The organism is Amycolatopsis sp. WAC 01376 (genome assembly GCF_003947415.1).
GTDB lineage: Bacteria > Actinomycetota > Actinomycetes > Mycobacteriales > Pseudonocardiaceae > Amycolatopsis.
The window spans coordinates 88442-107026 of record NZ_QHKL01000011.1 but is presented as its reverse complement, the minus strand read 5'-3'; the positions used below and the strand labels follow the sequence as shown (position 1 = coordinate 107026).

Here is an 18585-nt window from a genome sequence, read left to right as displayed (position 1 = left end):
ATGGTTATCGATTCTGCTTTTGATGACAATTCTTCTGTTTTGTTATGCCGGTGAGCAACGCCTTGTGTGAAACTGCGACGAAGGTGATAAAAGTGCAGGTCAAGAGCTTGTTCTTAAGGTGTCGACATATTTGTTTCCGGCGCCGGACTTTAGCATGTGATCTCTTGTTTTCCGAGTTCTCGTGCGGGAGTATTGCGCTCTCTGCGGCAAGTAGGTTATTTCTTGGGAATCCCGCTGAAAGATCGCCGAACCCGGCGAGGTTCGACCAGCCCCAGCCGAACAGGAGGTCCGCCGGTGAGTCATGCGACGGCGCGCACGCGGGTACTCGGCGTCAACCCGCTCGGACGTCCGGATCCCGGGCTGGCCGCCGCCGTCGCCAGGGGCGGCGGCCTCGGGATCGTGGACATCGGATCCACCATGTCCACAATGTCCACATCGGACGGAAGGTTCCCGTTCGGCCTCCGCGTCCCAGCCGGCCGCCACCGGCGGGACGAAGAGGTGCGGGAGAGCGGTGCGGAGCTCGTTCTCCTGGCCGAGGGAGCGGTTTGGCGGGGCAGGGTCGATCTTCCCGTGCTGGCCGAGGTGACCGGTGTCGAGCAGGCCGTCCGGATGCTCGACACCGGCGCCACCGGTCTGGTGGCGAAGGGAGCCGAGGCGGGTGGCTCGGACCTCACCACGTTCGTTCTGCTTCAGCGCTTACTGGAGCGGTTCGGCGAGGACGTCCCAGTGTGGGCGTACGGGGGCATCGGGCCGCGGACGGCGGTGGCCGCCATCGCCGGAGGAGCGGCGGGTGTGGTGCTCGACGGGCTCGGCCTGTTCCCGGAGGCCGACGTGCCCGCGACCGCGCGGGCCGAACTGGCCAGGGCCGACGACGGACTCACCGCGTTGTTCGCGAACCGCTTCGAGGACGCGGAAAGCGCCGTCCGATCGGTCGTGCGGTCCCTTGCCGCGCCGTCTTCGGCGAGCCCCTCGGACCAAGGCGTACGGCTGTGCCGCACGTTGGGGACCCGCCTGCCGGTCGTGCAGGGACCGATGACGCGGGTGAGCGACCAGCCCGGTTTCGCCGCCGCCGTCGCCGCGCACGACGGCTTCCCGTTCGTCGCGGTGGCCACCGCGAACGGCGCCAAGACCACCGAACTGCTCGGCCGCACCGCCGAAGCGCTCGGCGAACGGCCTTGGGGTGCGGGCATCCTGGGCTTCGTCCCGGAGGTGCTGCGTGCCGAACAACTCGCGGCGGTCCGGGCGGCGCGTCCGCGCTGCGTGCTGATCGCCGGCGGGAAACCCGCGCAGGCCAAGGCGCTGGAGGCCGACGGAATCGCGACCTTCCTCCACGTGCCGTCCCCGATCCTCCTGCGGCAGTTCCTCGACGCCGGCATCCGCCGGTTCGTCTTCGAGGGCGCCGAATGCGGCGGGCATATCGGCCCGCGGTCCAGTTTCGTGCTGTGGGAGCAGCAGCTGGACGTCCTGCGCGAACACGGCGCCGAGGACGTCGAGGTGCTGTTCGCGGGCGGGATCCACGACGCCCGGTCCGCGGCCATGGTCTCGGCGATGGCGGGGCCGCTGACGGGGATCGGTGTCCTGATGGGCACCGCGTACCTGTTCACCGAGGAGGCCGTGACCCACGGCGCCATCACCGAGGTCTTCCAGGACCGGGTGCTCGACGCCGGGTCCACGGTCACCCTGGAGACCGCGCCCGGGCATCTGACCCGCTGCCTGCCCAGCCCGTACACCGACGAGTTCGCCGCGCTGAAGGCCGGGCTCCGCGCGGACGGTGTTCCGCCGCAGGAGAGCTGGCAACGGCTGGAGGAGCTGAACACCGGACGGCTGCGGATCGCGAGCAAGGGCATCCGGCGGGAAGGCGACGCCCTCGTCGAGGTCGACGCGCTCGGTCAGCTCGCCGAGGGAATGTACATGGCGGGTCAGGTGGCGGTTCTGCGCGAGCGGCGCACCGACATCGCCGCTCTGCACCGGGATGTCACCGAGGGCGCGGCGGAACTGCTCGCCGGACGCACTCCGCCTGAGGAGTCCGTTGTGGACGGTGACGTCGCCATCGTCGGCATGGCGTGCGTGTTCCCCGGCGCACCCGACCTCCCGGCCTTCTGGTCCAACGTCCTGCGCGGCGCGGACGCCGTCACCGAGGTGCCGGATCAGCGCTGGGACACCGACGTCTACGCGGACCAGTCGACGTCGAAGTGGGGCGGTTTCCTGCCTGCCGTGGACTTCGACCCGCTCGCGTACGGCATCCCGCCCAACTCGATGGGCAGCATCGACCCGGCCCAGCTGGTGTCCCTGCAGACGGCACGGCGTGCCCTCGAAGACGCGGGCTACGGCGACGGCGGTTTCGACCGCGAGCGCACCAGCGTCATCTTCGGCGCCGAGGCCGGGGGAGACCTCGCGAACGCCGGTGTGCTGCGTGCGCTGCTGCCCAGCTATCTCGAAGACGTCCCGGAAGAGCTCCTCGCGCAATTACCGGAGCTGACCGAAGACTCGTTCCCCGGCACGCTCGCCAACGTCATCTCCGGCCGCATCGCCAACCGGCTCGATCTCGGCGGCACCAACTACACCGTGGACGCCGCCTGCGGCTCCTCGCTGGCGGCGCTGGACCTCGCGGTGAAGGAACTGCGTGCGGGCACGAGCTCGATGGTCCTGTGCGGCGCCGTCGACCTGCACAACGGCGTCAACGACTACCTCATGTTCACCTCCGCGGGCGCGCTGTCGCCGACCGGCCGGTGCCGCCCGTTCGACGCGTCGGCCGACGGGATCGCGCTCGGCGAGGGCGTCGCATGCCTCGTGCTCAAGCGACGCGCCGACGCCGAACGCGACGGCGACCGCGTCTACGCCGTGGTCAAGGGCGTCGGCGCCGCCAGTGACGGCAAGGCGCTTGGCCTCACCGCGCCGCGTCCCGAGGGGCAACGGCGCGCTCTCGCCCGGGCGTATCGCGACGCCGGGGTATCGCCCGCGGACGTCTCGCTGGTGGAAGCGCACGGCACCGGGACGGTCGTCGGCGACGCCACCGAACTGACCACGCTCACCGAGTTCTTCCTCGACGCGGGCGCCGAACCGGGCCAGTGCGCGCTGGGTTCGGTGAAGAGCCAGATCGGGCACACGAAATGCGCGGCGGGGCTGGCGGGCCTGATGAAGGCGGCGCTGGCGCTCTGGCACGAGGTCGTGCCGCCCACACTGCACCTGCGCACACCGAACCCCGCCTGGGACGCCGAGCGCAGTCCCTTCACCTTCTCCGCCGGAGCCCGGCCGACGCCGGTTCGCCGCGGCCGCGAGTTCGCCGGAGTGAGCGCGTTCGGGTTCGGTGGGACCAACTTCCACGCCGTCCTCGCCGCCCCTGGGGTCCCGCCGGGTCGGCGGCACGGCCCGCGTGACTGGGACGCCGAGCTGGTCCTGCTCCGCGGGCCCGATGTGGACAGTTCCCGGAAGGCGCTGCGTGACCTGCTCGCGGCGAACGAAGGCCGTCCGCTGCGGGAGATCGCCGCGCTCGCCGCCGAACGCGGCGGATCCGAGCCGGTGCGGCTCGCGGTCGTCGCGAGTGATCTCGCGGAGCTGCGCGAGGCCGCCGAGAACGGTGGAGGGCTCACTGCGGAGCACATCGAGGCCGGTGCGGTCGCGTTCCTGTTCCCAGGCCAAGGCAGCCAGCGTACGGGGATGCTGGCGGAGCTGTTCGTGCACTTCCCCGAGCTGGCCGACATGCTGAGGCTCGCTCCCGACGTCGCCGCGACCACCTTCCCGCCGCGCGCGTTCACCGAAGACGCACGTGCCGCCCAGGACGAGGCGCTCAAGGACACGCGGGTCGCGCAGCCCGCGCTCGGGCTCGTCGAGTCGGCCGTGTGCCGGTTGCTGGCCGACCTCGGTGTCCGGCCGGACCTGCTGGCGGGGCACAGCTACGGCGAACTGACCGCGCTGTCGGTCGCGGGCGCCTTCGACACCCCGACCTTGGTGGCGCTCAGCCGGGCGAGGGCCCGCTCGATCGCCGAAGTCGCGGGCGCCGATCCGGGCGCGATGGCCGCGGTGAAGGCGTCCCGCGAGGAACTGGCCGACGCCCTCGACCACCCGGACGTCGTGCTCGCCAACCACAACGCGCCGGGTCAGACCGTCCTTTCCGGACCGACGGCCGCCGTGGAGGAGGCCGTTCGCGTACTGCGGGGCCAGGGGATCGCGGCCAAGCGGATCCCCGTCGCCTGTGCCTTCCACAGTCCGCTGGTGGCCGGGGCGAGTGACGTGTTCACCGTCGATCTCGACAACGTCGAGATCGGTGAGCCGGGCGCACCGGTGTGGTCGAACCGCACCGCCCGGCCGTACGACGCCGGAGCCGTACGCGCGGAGCTCGCCGCGCAGATCGGGTCGCCGGTGCGCTTCGTCGAGCTGATCGAGGACATGTACGCGGCAGGCGCGCGCACGTTCGTCGAGGCCGGCCCGGGGCAGGTGCTTTCCCGGCTGGCCAAGGAAATCCTCGGTGACCGGCCGCATACCGTGATCGCCTGCGATCCCGGTGGGCCGGGGCTGCGAGGGTTCCTCACCGCGCTCGCGCGCCTGGCGCTCACGGGCGTCGACGTGCGCACCGAACGGCTCTTCCACGGCCGCGTCCGCGTCGGCCCGCTTCCCGCGCCCGCCTGGACCGTGGACGGCCAGACCGTCCGCGCGCCCGGTGGCGAGGTCCCCGCCCATGGGCTCGTGCCCGCCCGACGAATCCCGAGGACGACCATGAACCAGCCCGTGCCCGGTCGTGACCAGGCCGTCGTCGAATTCCTCCGCACCAGCCGTGAAATGCTGGCGGCGCAACGGGACGTGATGCTGGGCTACCTCGGCACCGCGCCGCTCGCCCCGGCCCCGGTGCAGGTCCCGGTCGTGCCTTCCGTGCTGCCGCCCGTCGACCTCCAGGCCGTCGAGCCGGAACCGGTCGCCGCGGTGCCGTCACGAGAAGCCCCGAGCACCGACGTCCTGGCCACCGTGATCGGCGCGATCAGCGAACGCACCGGCTATCCGGCCGAGATGATCGACGCCGATCTCGACCTGGAAGCGGATCTTTCCATCGACTCGATCAAACGCACCGAGATCGCGGGCACGCTGCTCGCGAAGCTCGGCCTCACCGGACGGGTGCACGACGACGCCCAGGATCAGCTCAGCCGCGATCGGACGGCGAGCGCGCTGGCCGCACGGCTGCGGAAGTGGCTCGAACCGGCCGTCCCGGCCGCCGTGGCACCGGCCCCCGCGGGCACGTCGCCCGGCCGGTACCTGCTCAGCCGCGTGTCCGCGCCGCTCCCGACACCCGATCTCGCCAGGGTGAACGGCAAGACGGTCTCGGTGAGCTTCGAACCTGGCCAGGAGGAACTGGCCGAGTCGGTCCGCGCGGTGTTCATCGACGCGGGTGCCGTGCCGGGGGAGCGCGCCGAGGCCGACTTCGTCCTCGTGCTGAACCCGTTGTCGGACGCGGAAGAACCGATCGCCACCCAGGTCTTCGGCCTGCTGAAGGAAGCCAAGGGCGCGGTGGTCGTGGTGGCGAGGCCGGGCGCCGGTCACACCGCCGGACTGCGCGGCCTCGTCCGTGCCGCGGCGCGGGAGCGGACCGAGCCGACCAGGCTGGTCGAGCTGGAGTCCGCAGTGGACCTGGCGCGGATAGTGCTGGAAGAGGCGATCGCCGACGGGCCGGTGGCCGTCCGCTACGACACCGCGGGGCGCGCGGCGTTCGAGCCGTCCGCGGGCTCTCTCGGTTCGATCGCGTACGCGGGCGCCGGCCCTGGCGGCGGCGAGGTCAAAGCGCTCGGCCTCGACCAGGATTCGGTGCTGCTGCTGATCGGCGGTGCCCGCGGGATCACCGCGCGGGCGGCGGTCGCGCTGGCGGCGAGCGGATGCCGGATCGAACTGGCCGGGCGCACCCCGTGGCCCGCCGAACCCGGCGACGACGAACTGCCCGGTGACGCGCCGGGAATGCGCTCGGCCTTGGCGGCGCGGGGTGGCTCGCTGGCGGACATCGAACGCCGGGTGCGCACCGTGCTGGCCCAGCGTGAGATCGCGAGAACCCTCGACCAGATCGGCGCGGCGGGCGGTGTCGCGGCCTACCGGTCGCTCGACGTACGCGACGGCGCCGCCGTCCGGCAAGTGGTGAAGGACCTGCACACCCGCTACGGCCGGATCGACGGCGTCGTCCACGCGGCCGGGGTGATCGACGACAAACTGATGGCCGACAAGGACGAGCAGTCGTTCCGCACGGTCTACGGGACCAAAGTGGACGGTGCGCGCGCGTTGCTCGACGCCTTGGAGCACTTCGGGGTGCGGCCCGGATTCGTGACGTTCTTCGGCAGCATCGCCGCGGTGCTGGGCAACCGGGGCCAGACCGACTACGCGGCGGCGAACGACGCGCTGGAAACCCTCGGCGAACAGTGGGCGGAACGGACCGGCTGCCGGGCGCTGACCGTCCACTGGGGACCGTGGGCCCCCTCGGAAGACCACGCGGGCATGGTGTCGCCGGAACTGGCGCGCGAGTACGAACGCCGCGAGGTGGCGCTGATCGACCCGGACGAAGGCACGGCCGCGCTCCTGCGTGAGCTCGCCTTCGGCCCGGCCGACGTCCGCTCCGTGCTGTACACGGCGTCACTGTGGTGAATCAGGCCGTGGTGCACCAGGAGCCGGTCGCGATCGTCGGGATGGGTGTCTTCCTTCCCGGCTCGTCCACTGTGGACGAGTACTGGCAGAACATCGTTTCCGGCACCGACGCGATCACCGAGATCCCGCCGCATCGCTGGGATCCGAGCTTCCACGACGGTGACGGCCGCACTCCCGACCGCACCTACGGGCGTCGCGGCGGGTTCGTCGCCGACAGCCTGGACTTCGACGCGACGGCGCTCGGGATCGCGCCCAGTTCCGTCGCCGGGATGGAACCAGACCAGCTGGTCGCGCTGGCCGTGGCCGCTTCCGCCGTCGACGACGCCGGTGGTCTGCGGCGGCTGGGCGACCTCGAACGCGTCGGCGTGATCCTCGGCAGGGGCGGTTACCTCTCGCCCGGGCTCCAGCGGTTCGACCAGCGCGTCCGGTCGGTCCGTCAGATCACCGGCGCCGTCCGGGACCTCCTCCCGTCGGCACGTCCGGAGATGCTCGACAGGCTCCGCGACGCGCTGCTGGAACCGCTCGGCGAGTTCCGGCCGGACAGCGCGATCGGGCTGGTGCCGAACCTCGCCGCGTCGCGGGTCGCCAACCGGCTGGACCTCGGCGGCCCCGCGTACACGGTCGACGCCGCCTGCGCGTCCTCGCTGCTCGCCGTGGACCAGGCGATCGGCGAACTCGCCCGTCGCCGCTGCGACGTCGTGCTGGCCGGCGGCGTGCACCACTGCCACGACGACACCCTCTGGTCGATGTTCACCCAGCTCGGCGCCCTGTCGCCGAGCCAGCGGATCAGCCCGTTCTCCCGCGACGCGGATGGCCTGCTGATCGGCGAGGGCACCGCGATCCTGGTGCTGAAACGGTTCTACGACGCACGCCGCGACGGCGACCGGGTCTACGCGGTGCTGCGTGGCTCCGGGACGTCGAGCGACGGCAAGGGCGCGAGCCTGCTCAGCCCGGCCGTGGCGGGCCAGACCCTGGCGCTGCGCCGCGCGTGGGCGTCGGCGGGCCTCGATCCCACCGCGCCCGGCGCGGTCGGCCTGCTGGAGGCGCACGGGACCGCGACACCGGCCGGGGACGCGGCCGAACTGACCACCCTCGCCGAGGTGTTCGGCCCGCCGGACGGACCGCGCGCCGCGATCGGCGCGGTCAAGGCGATGATCGGGCACACCATGCCGACCGCCGGGGCCGCTGGGTTGATCAAGGCGGCGCTCGCGCTGCACCACGCCATCCTGCCGCCCACCCTGAACTGTGCCGATCCCAGTCCACTGCTGGACAAGACCCGGTTTCGCACGCTGGCCGCCGCCGAGCGGTGGCAGGCTGGCGACGTCCCGCGGCGGGCAGCGGTCAACGCCTTCGGTTTCGGCGGCGTCAACGCGCACGTGGTGCTGGAGGAGGCCGACCCGGCACCCGCGCGGCCACAACGGGCCAAGGTGATCGCGGAGCCCGAGCGGGTCCTGCGGCTCGCGGCGTCCACACCGGACGAACTGCGCGCGCTGCTCGACCGCCAGGAGCCGGAATCCGGCGGACACGGCCCGTGCCGGATCGGGATCGTCGGCCCGACCGGGAAACGGCTGGAAGTCGCGCGGAGGGTGCTCGCGAAGGTCACGGCCGAGGGCAAATCCTGGCGCGGTCCCAACGACATCTGGTGCGGCACGGAACCTCTGTTGCAACAGAACGGGGCGAAGACCGCGTTCGTCTACCCGGGCCTGGAGGCCGACGCGGAACCGCGCTGCTCCGACGTCGCCCGGCACTTCGGCCTGGAGCGGCCCGAGTGGTCGACGGCGAGCGTGCTCGCGCGTGCCTCCAGCGTGTCCCAGGTCGGGTTGCTGCTCGACACCGCGCTGCGACGGCTCGCCATCACCCCGGATCTGCTCGCCGGGCACAGCGTCGGCGAATGGACCGCGATGCAGGCGGCGGGGATGTACCCGGGACAGTCCACAGAGGACATGTTGGCCCAGTACTGGCCACAGGGATTCACCTTGCCCGACGCCGAGTTCCTCGTTCTCGGCTGCTCCGCCGAACGCGCGGAGGCACTGCTCGCCGCCGAACCGGAGCTGATGATCTCCCACGAGAACGCGCCGCGGCAGACGATCGTATGCGGGGATCCGGCGGCCGCCGCCCGGCTCGCCAAGCTGTGCACCCAGCACGGCGTCGTCGCCAGGACGCTGCCGTTCCGGTCCGGGTTCCACACCCCGCTGATGCGCTCCCGGCTCGGCCCGTTCACCCGGCTCGCCGCCGAACTGGACCTGAAGCCGCCGCGGATCCCGGTCTGGTCGGCGACCACGGCGCGGCCGTATCCCGCGGATCCGGTGGAGGTCCGCGAGCTGTACCTGGCCCATCTGGTGCGCAAGGTCCGGTTCCGGGAGCTCGTCGAGGCGCTCTACGCCGACGGCGCCCGGGTCTTCGTGCAGGCGGGAGCCGGTCAGCTCGGTTCGTTCGTGACGGACACACTCGGTTCGCGGCCGCATCTGGTCATCCCGGCGTCCTCCGGCACGCGGCCCGGTCTCGCGCAGCTGCGCCGGGTGGCCACCGCGGTCTGGGTGGAAGGCGGACGGCCCGCGTTCGACGCCCTGGAACCACGCCGGACCCGGATCGACACGGCGGGCACGCTGCTCTCGGTCGACGGCGACGTCAAAGGGATGTTCGACGGCGCGGTTCCCGAGCTGGTCGACGGCGTGCCGGACGCGATCGTCGCCGAGTTCACCGCGCTGCTTTCCGAGACCCGTCAGGCGGCGGCGAGCGTCGTCAACGCGGCGGCACGGCGGACCTTCGAGTCCACTGTGGACGCCTCACTCGCCACGATGCCGTACCTGGTGGATCACCGGTTCTTCCGCCAGCGCGAGGATTGGCCCGAGGAAGCGGACTTCCGCCCCACCGTCCCGGCGACGACGCTGGTCGACCTGGCCTGCCGGGCGGCGGAACGGGCTTGGCCGGGTTCGGTCGCGACCGGCGTGAGCAACGCCGCGTTCTCCCGATGGCTGATCGCCGCGCCGGCGGTGCGCGTGCCGCTTTCGATGACCCGCGAAGGCGATCGGATCAGTGTCCAGATAGGACCGCATGCCAGTATGGACGTCCACCTGGCGCAGCGGTATCCGACGGCGCCCCGGCCGTCTCCGCTCCCGGGGCCGGAAACCGCGCCGCCGCTGAGCGCCGCCGAGATCTACACGCGCCGCGAGATGTTCCACGGCCCCGCGTACCAAGGGCTCGCGAAGCTCATCGGGCTGGGCGAACGGCATATCCGCGGCGACCTCGTCGTGCCGTCGGCGCCCGGCGCGCTGCTGGACAACGTCGGCCAGCTGCTCGGCTGCTGGCTGATGGCCACCAAGGCGGACGCGCTGCTGGCCTTCCCGACGTCGATGGGCCGGATCACCTGGTACGGGCCGGAACCGGCGCCGGGCACCCGGTTGCGGTGCGTGGTCCGGGTCCGGCTGCCGCGGCCGGACGTGCTGGAGATGGACGCCGAACTCGTGCGCGACGGCACCGTGCTGGCCAGGATCGAACAGTGGCGGGACATCCGGTTCCCGTGCGACCGGCCGGCACACCGGGTCTACGCCTTCCCGGACCGGCACCGGCTTTCCGAGGATCACCACGGCGGCTGGACCCTGGTCACCGACCGCTGGCCGAGCCCGGCCGCGCGCGACATCTACGCCGGGGTCTACCTCGGCGCGGAGGAACGGGCCGAGTTCGCCGCCTGCGCGCCCCGGCGGCAGCGCGGCTGGCTGCTGGAACGGATCGCGATCAAGGACGCCGTCCGCGCGAAACTCGGCTGGGACGGGGTGTATCCGGCGGAGCTCCGCGTGAGCGCCGACGGGACCAGGGTGACCGGCCTCCACGGCCGGACGGTGCCGGCGCTGGCGGTGGCCGTCGCGTCGGCAGGAGAGGTCGCGGTCGCCCTCGTCCGCGAGCCGGCCGCGACGCCGCCCCGGATCGCGATCCGGGCGGAAGGTGAGCCTGCCGGGCTCGCCGAGGAGATCGGTATCGGGGCGGAATTCGCCGGAATCCCCGGGCACGTGGTGGCCTGGAACCGCGGGTAAGAGCAAGGAGCAGAGCATGACCATCGAACAGCAGAGCCCGGCGTCGGTCTTCGGGACCGTGGCCGAGTTGCTGACGGAACTGGTCGGGGACACCGACGTCCTCGGCATCGAGATCACCCCGCAGACCACCTTCCACGAGGATCTCCAGCTGGAGAGCATCGACCTGGTCACCTTCGCGAGCATCCTCGCCGAGTTCTTCGGCGCGGACGTGAACCTCGCGGAATTCCTGGCGGAGAAGGACCTGGACGACGTGATCGGACTCCGCGTCGGCGACATCGCGGACTACGTCGCCGCCCGCCTCGGCGAACGGGGCTGAAGCGGTGCCGACGATGACCGTCAACGGGCTGCGCACGAACGTGCAGCTCGTGCCCGGCGGGGGCACGGAGACCGTGGTGTTCCTGCACGGCATGGGCACCGACAGCCTCGCGAGCTTCTACCTCACGCTGGCCCCGCCGGTCGCCGCCGCCGGCGTGGACGTGATCAGCTACGACCTGCGCGGGCACGGCAAGACCGAACGCCCCGAGCGCGGGTACACGATCGCGGGCCGCCTCGCCGACCTCGACGACCTGCTGGACCAGCTCGATCTCGACCGGCCGGTCCACCTGGTCGGCAACAGTTTCGGCGGCACCCTCGCCTACAGCTACGCCGTGGCGAAACCGGACCGTGTGCGCAGCATCGTGTGCATCGAATCGGAGCCCGCCACCGAACTGTGGGCCGACAAGATGGCGCAGATCCTCGAGCACACCGTGCGGTTCTTGAAGGTCGAGGAGAGCTTCGACTGGATCGAGGCCAACTACAGCGCCCATCACCGGCGGCTCGCGCGCATGGCGGCCGAGCGGATCATGGCGACGTCGATGGCCGAGGAGGTCCCGCTCGGCCCGTTGCTGACCATGGACCAGGTCGCCGGGATCGACTGCCCCGTACTGTCCATTTTGGGCAGCCACGGCTATCAGGCCGACGATCTCACCGCGCTGACGTCCTTGTTGCCCCGCGGGGAGTTGCACGTGTTCGAAGGCCAAGGGCATTCGGTGCTCGTCGAGCAGCACCGGGAAGTCCGGGAGTTGCTGCTGAACTGGATCTCCCGGCACGGGAGGCCACGCGGATGAGCCGGTTTCTCCTGGTCGTCCCGCCACTCACCGGGCACGTGGCGCCGTTGCGCGCGGTGGCCGCCGAGCTGGTGGGGCGCGGCCACGACGTCGCCTGGTGCGGCCCGGAACCCACGACGTCCGAGCTGACGCGCGCGGGCCGGGTGTACGCGGCGGGCGACGCGCTGGAGTTCGCCGTGGAGCGCCGTCCCGAAGGCCTGCGCGGGTTCGCGGCGCTGAAGTTCCTGTGGGAGCAGTACCTCGTTCCGCTCGCGGACGCGATGGTGCCCGGGGTCGAGAAGGCGGTCGACGCCTTCCGTCCCGGCGTCGTGATCGCCGATCAGCAGGCCTTCGCGGGCGCCCTCGTCGCGAGCCGCCGCGCTCTGCCGTGGGTGACGTCGGCGTCGACGTCGACCGAACTGCGCGATCCGCTGGGTGCCATGCCGAAGATCGCGGCTTGGGTCGACGGCCTGCAGGACGGTCTTCGCGAGCGGCACAAGGTGTCCTGCGGCGACCTGCGCTTCTCCCCGGATCTCGTCCTGGCCTTCACGACCGTGTCCCTGACGGGGCCGATCGCCGACGCGGGCGCGGTCCGGTTCGTCGGCCCCGCGCTGGCCCCCGCGCCCCCGCTGGGGTTCTCGTGGGACCTGCTCGACGGCCGTCCGCTCGTCCTCGCGACCCTCGGCACCGCCAACGCCGCCCTCGGCCGCCGCTTCCTGTCCGAATGCGTCGACGCCCTCGCCGGGATGCCGGACGTCCAAGGTCTGGTCGTCGATCCCACCGGCGAGCTGATCAGCGACGAAGTGCTTTTGGCCAAACGGATCCCACAGCCGGAGCTGGTGCGGAAGGCGGCGGCGGTGATCTGCCACGGCGGGCACAACACCGTCAGCGAGACCCTCGCTTCCGGGCTGCCGCTGGTGATCGCGCCGATCCGGGACGACCAATCGATGCTCGCTCAGCAGGTCGAGGCCGCCGGTGCCGGGCTGCGGCTGCGCTTCGACCGCGTGAAGGCACCCGACATCCGCCGCACGGTCACCGAAGTGCTGACCGACCCCGCCTACGCCGCGGCGGCCGCGCGTGTCCGGGCATCGTTCGCGGCGGCCGGGGGAGTCGTGACGGCGGCGGACCACCTGGAGTCCCTGCCGCACTGACGCCCGGTAGGCGGATCACGCGTGTCTGGAGACGTAACTCGCGTGTCTGGAGCCGTAACTCGCGTGTTTCGGGCCGTATCTCACACGATGCGAGAGTTCCGTCTCCAATCACGTGAGTTACGGCTTCAAGCACGCGAGTGGCGGGTTTCAGGCCATCGGGGTGACGTCCCGCGGTGTCCGGAACGTCCTCGCCGCGATCCATCCGCCCGCCAGCGCCGCCACGGCGGCGATCGCGAGCGAGACGGGGATCGACCAGCCCGAAGGCCGGCCCAGCGCGAGCGCTCTCGTCGCGTCGATCGCGTAGATCAGCGGGTTGAGCGCCGAGGCAACCCGCAGCCAGGCCGGCATCGTCTCGAGCGGCATGTACGCGCTGGAGGAGAACATCAGCGGGAACATGACCACGAAGGACGCCATCTGCAGGGTTTCGGCCTTGCGCAGCCAGGTCGTGATGGCGACGAAGATCCAGCTCAGGCACCAGCCGACGACGAGCGTGAGCAGAAGTGCCGCGGTGACACCGAAAACGCCGCCGGTGGGCCGGAAACCCAGCAGTATCACGCTGGCGAGCGCGGTCACCAGCAGTTGCACGCCGAGTCTGGCGGAGTCGGAGATCGTGCGCGCCACCAGGACGGCGGAAAGGCTGATGGGCATGCACCGGAGACGTCCGGTGAAACCACTGTAGATCTCCGCGAGCAGGCCGGCGCCGGAACTCATCGCCGTGGTCATCGCGATGTTCACCAGCGTCGCCGGGACGAGGAAATTCACGTAGCCCTGATAGGCCGCGACCCCGGGCAGCGTGCTGACCCCGTTGAAGACCTGGCTGAACAGCAGGAGCAGCACGATCGGCTGCAGCAGACCGAAGAACACCAGCCGCCGGTCGCCGAACGCGGTCTTCAGCGACCGGGCGGCGAGCACCCGGACTTGGGTCGCGAAGGTGCTCGGCGGCCAGGCCGCGGGATCGGTCAGCGCAGACGGCGAAGGCGCGCGGTGGCGTGCCTCGGTCATGTCGCGACCGCCGGATTCCGGTGCAGGGAAAGGTAGACGTCGTCGAGCGTCGGCTCGGCGACGGTGAGGTCCTTCATCGGCGCGCCCGCCGCGTCGAGCGCGCGGACCAGCACGGTGATGTCGGCGGGCCCGGAAAGCGCGACGCCGACCACCAGCCCGGAGGCCGACGTCGTGCAGCCCATGCCGAGCCGGTGCAGCGCCGCCAGCGCGCGGCGGGCCGCGAGGTCGGTGCCGAAGGTCAGGGTCGCGGTCCGTTCCCCGAGCCGGGCCTTCAGTTCCGACGGCCGCCCGGAAACCGTGACGTGCCCCAGCCCCAGCACGATGACGTGATCCGCCAGCCTGTCCGCCTCCTCGAGGTACTGCGTGGTGAGCACGACGGTGGTGCCGCGCGCGGCGAGCCGTTCGACGCCGTCCCAGAGCCCCGCCCGGCTGAGCGGATCGAGGCCGGTCGTCGGTTCGTCGAGGAAGAGGACTTCGGGGGAACCGACGAGCCCGGCGGCGAGATCGAGCCGCCGCCGCATCCCACCGGAGTACGTCCGCGCCGGACGGTCCGCGGCGTCGTCGAGGCCGAACATGGCGAGCAGTTCGGCCGCGCGGGCCCTGGCCTGGCGCCGGTTCGCGCCCAGCAGCCTGGCGACGAGTTCGAGGTTGCCGCGGCCGGAGAGCGCGTCGTCGACCGCCGCGAACTGGCCGGTGACCCCGATCCGCCGCCGGACGTGATGCCCGGCGCGCACGACGTCGAACCCGCAGACCTTGGCGCTGCCGCCGCTCGGCTTGACCCGGGTGCTCAGGATGTCGATCAACGTCGTCTTGCCCGCGCCGTTGTGGCCGAGCACCGCGAGCACGGTGCCGCGGCCGACACGAAGGCTGATGCCGGCGAGGGCCGTCACGTCACCGTAGTGCTTGGCGAGGCCGGTCACCTCGATGGCAGCCTGCTCCATTCGCCGAACGTAGCGGCTGTTCCGACACGGCCGCAATGAACGTGAGCGGACTCCGGGCGCGCGTGACAGTTCCTCGTTCCCGGCTGCTGACGGAGGTGACAAAAACGATTTCGCGAGGCTGCCGATGCCAGTGAATTCACTGGCCGACCGCATGCGTATGACAAAGAAAAAGCGACGGATTCGGTGTCCTTGCCGGTGCGGGTGGGCGCGGGTAATTTGTCGATTCCGTGTCCGCGCCGTTTCGGCGGATCACGCAATTCTCCGATTCCCGGGAGTGACCGTTGTGAAGTTCCCACTGAAGTCGAAAAGATCCGTGCAAGCCTTGGCAGCCGGTACGGTGGCCGCCGTCGCGGCCACCCTGGCTGTCGTCGGTTCCGGCTTGAGTGAGGCGGCACCCGCGTCGCTGACGCTGAAGTACACCTGCCCGTTCCCGTTGATCGGCGACCAGACCCTGGTCGTGAAGGTCGACACCGTCCTGCCGGACGACGCCGTGGCCGGGAAGACCTCCACCCCGATCACGTTCGACGTCGACGTCACCGTCCCCGCGGACGCGACAGCGGGACTCGCGCTAGTGGGCGCCACCACCGTCGAAGGCAGCGCGAAGGCCGCCGCGGTGCTGAAGTATCCGGTCGACAAGACGCTGAACCTCGGCCTTCCACTGGTCATCCCGGTCACGCCGGTGCCGCAATCGGGCGAATTCCACGTCAAGACGAGCGGCAAGGCGCCCGCGGTCACTTTCCCCAGCCCGGGTACGGCTTTCGTGACGGTCGGGAACTTCAGCACCACCATGACGCCGAAGAACGCGCAGGGACAGCCGACCGACCTCGGCACCTTCACCTCGGACTGTGTCGTCCAGCCGGGACAGAACCAGCAGCTGGGGACGTTCGAGATCAAGCCCGCGGGCGGTGGCACCACGACGCAGACCACCCCGACGACGCCCACCACGCAGCCGACGCCGACGACTCCCACGACGGAGCCGACTCCGACCACGGAGCCGACCCCGACCACGACTCAGCCGACGCCCACGACTCAACCGACGCCGACCACGCAACCGACCTCCACGACTCAGCCGACTCCTACCACAGAACCCACTCCGACCACGGAGCCGACGCCGACGACCCAGCCGACGCCGACGACCCAGCCGACGCCGACGACGGAACCCACTCCGACCACGACCCAGCCGACGAGCCCGACCACGCAACCGACTTCGACCACGCAACCGACACCCACCACGCAGCCGACTCCCACGACCGAGCCCACCCCGACGTCGAGCACCCAGCCGACGCCGACCACGGAGCCGACCCCGACGACCCAGCCGACGAGTCCGACCACGGTGCCCACCACGACAACCACGACGACACAGCCGCCGGGCGACACCCAGATCACCTACGGCGTCAAGGGCAAGACCACGATCGCCGGCCTGAACGCGAGACTCCCGCTCGGTCCCGGTGAGTTCAGCGCGAAACTGAACGCGCAGTCGGGCAAGTTCACCGGGCAGTTGTCGCTGCCGCCGTCGAACGTGCAGTTCCGTTTCCTCGGCTTCTTCCCGGCCTCGGCGACGGTGAAGATCAACCAGGTCGGCGACGTGACGGGCACCGTCAACGCCGGCGCGGTGAAGGCCGACGCGAAGGTCGACGTCAAGCTGCTCACGGTGCGGCTGTTCGGGTTCCCGATCATGGCGAGCTCGACGTGCAAGACCGCCCGGCCCGCCGACATCCCGCTCGTTTCGTCGCACGGCTTCAACCCGTCGAAGGGCGGCAAGCTGACCGCTGAATACAGGCTGCCGCAGTTCCGCGGTTGTGGCCTGCTGACGCCGATGATCAGCGCGATGGTGTCCGGCGACGGGAACAGCCTGGAGATCACCCTCAAGAAGTAGGCCGGGGCTTTGATCGCAAGTGGCGACGGTTGCCGCAGGTCAAGCGCTCGGTTGCCCTGCCCGACGGAAGCCAGGGTCGTGAGTGGCAAAGGTCGTTCTAACGCTCATTGCCACTCACGACTTATCCGGCTGCAGAACCGTCATTACCACTCACGAGTCCCGACGCGAAACAGTTACGCCCATTACAACATTTCCGCGGTTCCGCCCGTCCATTCCCGCATTACTTGTGTCCCTGATCTTCCGCCAGTAGCGTGCTGCACGAGTTGGCCGTTCGGCCGGAGAAAGTCGAAGTGAGGAAGCCCGAATGTCAGTGATGACCGGGCGCGTTCCGCGCGCCTTCCTGCTCCCGGTGCTGCTGGGGCTGGGGGCGCTTTCCTTGGCTTCCGCCTCCGCCGAACCCGCGCGGATCCAGCAGGCCGAACCCGAAAAGCCGCCCGCCGCCGCGCAGGCCGGATTGAAGTTCGGCTTCTACGTCGGCGACGATAAGCAGCCCACGACGAGCCGCGTCGCGAAACTCGGCTCGGACATCACGTTCCCGCAGGGCCGGTTCGACGGGTCGATCCTCGGTTTCAGCGACACATCGCCGATCACCGGCAAACTCGCCATCCCGTCGACGTCGAGCTACTTCATCTCCTTCCGGTTCATGCCCGCCACCGGCACCGTCGAACTCATCCCGGACGGCGACGCGACCGGTGTCGTCGACGTGGACACCGGCGCCACGGGCGACTGCAAGGAGGTCGGCACCAACATCTGCGCGCACACCGACGTCACCAACAAGGTGTTCATCAAGCTCTCGAACGTCAAAGTGGACGGCAAGGTCCTCGACGTCGGCCCGAACTGCCGGACCGCGCAGTCGGTATCGGTGAACATCAAAGCCCTGGTGCCGCTCGCGTTTCCCGCCTCGCCGGTGAAGGTCACCAGCACCTTCACGACGCCCGGGTTCAGCGGGTGCGGCGTGCGCGAAGACCTGAGCCCGTTGCTCACCGGCCTGGTCTCCGGCCCCGGCAACACGTTGGTCACCAACCTCGTGCTGCGGTGCGTCGGCTCGGGCCCGCCCCCCAACGGATGCGGAGCCTGACGATGGCCAATCCTGTCGCCCTGCTCGCCCGCGCGCCGGAGAAGGCCGCCGCGGGACTGCGCGAATTCGGCCGCATGTGCGCCATGGGGATCGATGTCGTCCTCGCGATGTTCCGCCGTCCGGTGCAGGTTCGCGAGTTCATCCAGCAGTTCTGGTTCATCGCCAGTGTGTCGATCACGCCGGCGATCCTCGTGTCGATCCCGTTCGGCGCGGTGATCTCGCTGCAACTCGGTTCGCTCACGAGCCAGATCGGCGCGCAGCAGTTCAACGGCGCCGCGAGTGTCCTCGCCGTGGTGCAGCAGGCCAGCCCGATCGTGACCACGCTGATCATCGCGGGCGCGGGTGGTTCGGCGATCTGCGCGGACCTCGGTGCCCGCTCCATCCGCGAGGAGATCGACGCGATGGAGGTGCTCGGCGTTTCGCCGATCCACCGGCTGATCGTGCCCCGTGTGCAGGCGGCCATCGGCGTTTCGGTGCTGCTGAACGGTTTGGTCAGTGTCGTCGGCGTGCTCGGCGGCTACTTCTTCAACGTCATCGTGCAGGGCGGCACCCCGGGCGCGTACCTCGCGAGTTTCAACGCGCTCGCCCAGCTGCCCGACCTCGTGGTCAGCTCGATCAAGGCGTTCATCTTCGGTTTCCTCGCCGGCGTCGTCGCGGCCTACCGGGGGCTGAATCCCAAGGGTGGCCCCAAAGGCGTCGGTGACGTCGTCAACCAGTCGGTGGTGATCACGTTCCTGCTCCTGTTCTTCGTCAACACCATCCTGACCGCGCTGTACCTGCAGCTCGTCCCGGCGAAGGGAACCTGATCC

Annotated in this window: 10 protein-coding genes; 8 read left to right on the top strand and 2 right to left on the bottom strand. The window is 70.7% G+C overall.

What is annotated here, in order from left to right; translation table 11 throughout:
• The first annotated feature begins 294 nt into the window (after positions 1 to 294).
• The 5 genes from DMH03_RS38830 to DMH03_RS38810 are packed head-to-tail and all read left to right on the top strand — an operon-like array spanning position 295 to position 12879.
• On the top strand, positions 295 to 6612 hold the full coding sequence (locus DMH03_RS38830) for a type I polyketide synthase (RefSeq protein ID WP_125796986.1): 6318 nt from the start codon (positions 295 to 297) through the stop codon (positions 6610 to 6612).
• Between the two features lie 8 nt (positions 6613 to 6620).
• A complete protein-coding gene (locus tag DMH03_RS38825) occupies positions 6621 to 10643 on the top strand; it encodes a beta-ketoacyl synthase N-terminal-like domain-containing protein (RefSeq protein ID WP_125797053.1) in 4023 nt (1340 codons plus the stop codon).
• A 16-nt stretch (positions 10644 to 10659) separates the two neighbouring features.
• The gene (locus DMH03_RS38820) at positions 10660 to 10959 is read left to right on the top strand and encodes a phosphopantetheine-binding protein (protein WP_125796985.1); all 300 of its coding nucleotides are present in this window, start codon (positions 10660 to 10662) and stop codon (positions 10957 to 10959) included.
• Positions 10960 to 10963: 4 nt separating this feature from the next.
• Positions 10964 to 11749 (top strand): alpha/beta fold hydrolase, encoded by a 786-nt coding sequence (locus tag DMH03_RS38815; RefSeq protein ID WP_125796984.1) that lies wholly within the window; start codon positions 10964 to 10966, stop codon positions 11747 to 11749.
• Complete coding sequence (locus DMH03_RS38810) at positions 11746 to 12879, top strand: glycosyltransferase (RefSeq protein ID WP_125796983.1); 1134 nt, start codon at positions 11746 to 11748, stop codon at positions 12877 to 12879. The genes DMH03_RS38815 and DMH03_RS38810 overlap by 4 nt, the downstream gene beginning before the upstream one ends.
• 147 nt (positions 12880 to 13026) lie before the next feature.
• Here the strand turns inward: DMH03_RS38810 and DMH03_RS38805 are convergent, their stop codons facing one another.
• Together DMH03_RS38805 and DMH03_RS38800 are read right to left on the bottom strand one after the other, a co-directional pair.
• Entirely contained in the window at positions 13027 to 13881 is an 855-nt protein-coding gene (locus DMH03_RS38805) for an ABC transporter permease (RefSeq protein WP_125796982.1), read from the bottom strand.
• A complete protein-coding gene (locus DMH03_RS38800) occupies positions 13878 to 14822 on the bottom strand; it encodes an ATP-binding cassette domain-containing protein (RefSeq protein ID WP_125796981.1) in 945 nt (314 codons plus the stop codon). The genes DMH03_RS38805 and DMH03_RS38800 overlap by 4 nt, the downstream gene beginning before the upstream one ends.
• A gap of 313 nt (positions 14823 to 15135) precedes the next feature.
• Between DMH03_RS38800 and DMH03_RS42480 the strand changes: the two genes are divergently transcribed.
• The 3 genes from DMH03_RS42480 to DMH03_RS38785 all read left to right on the top strand — a co-directional run bounded on the left by DMH03_RS42480 (position 15136) and on the right by DMH03_RS38785 (position 18582).
• The gene (locus DMH03_RS42480; protein ID WP_233611845.1) at positions 15136 to 16698 is read left to right on the top strand and encodes a DUF6801 domain-containing protein; all 1563 of its coding nucleotides are present in this window, start codon (positions 15136 to 15138) and stop codon (positions 16696 to 16698) included.
• 304 nt (positions 16699 to 17002) lie between these two features.
• Positions 17003 to 17776, top strand: coding sequence for a hypothetical protein (locus DMH03_RS38790; RefSeq protein WP_125796980.1), 774 nt, complete (start codon positions 17003 to 17005; stop codon positions 17774 to 17776).
• A gap of 2 nt (positions 17777 to 17778) precedes the next feature.
• Positions 17779 to 18582, top strand: a complete 804-nt coding sequence (locus DMH03_RS38785) for an ABC transporter permease (protein WP_125796979.1) — start codon at positions 17779 to 17781, stop codon at positions 18580 to 18582.
• Positions 18583 to 18585 lie beyond the last annotated feature (3 nt).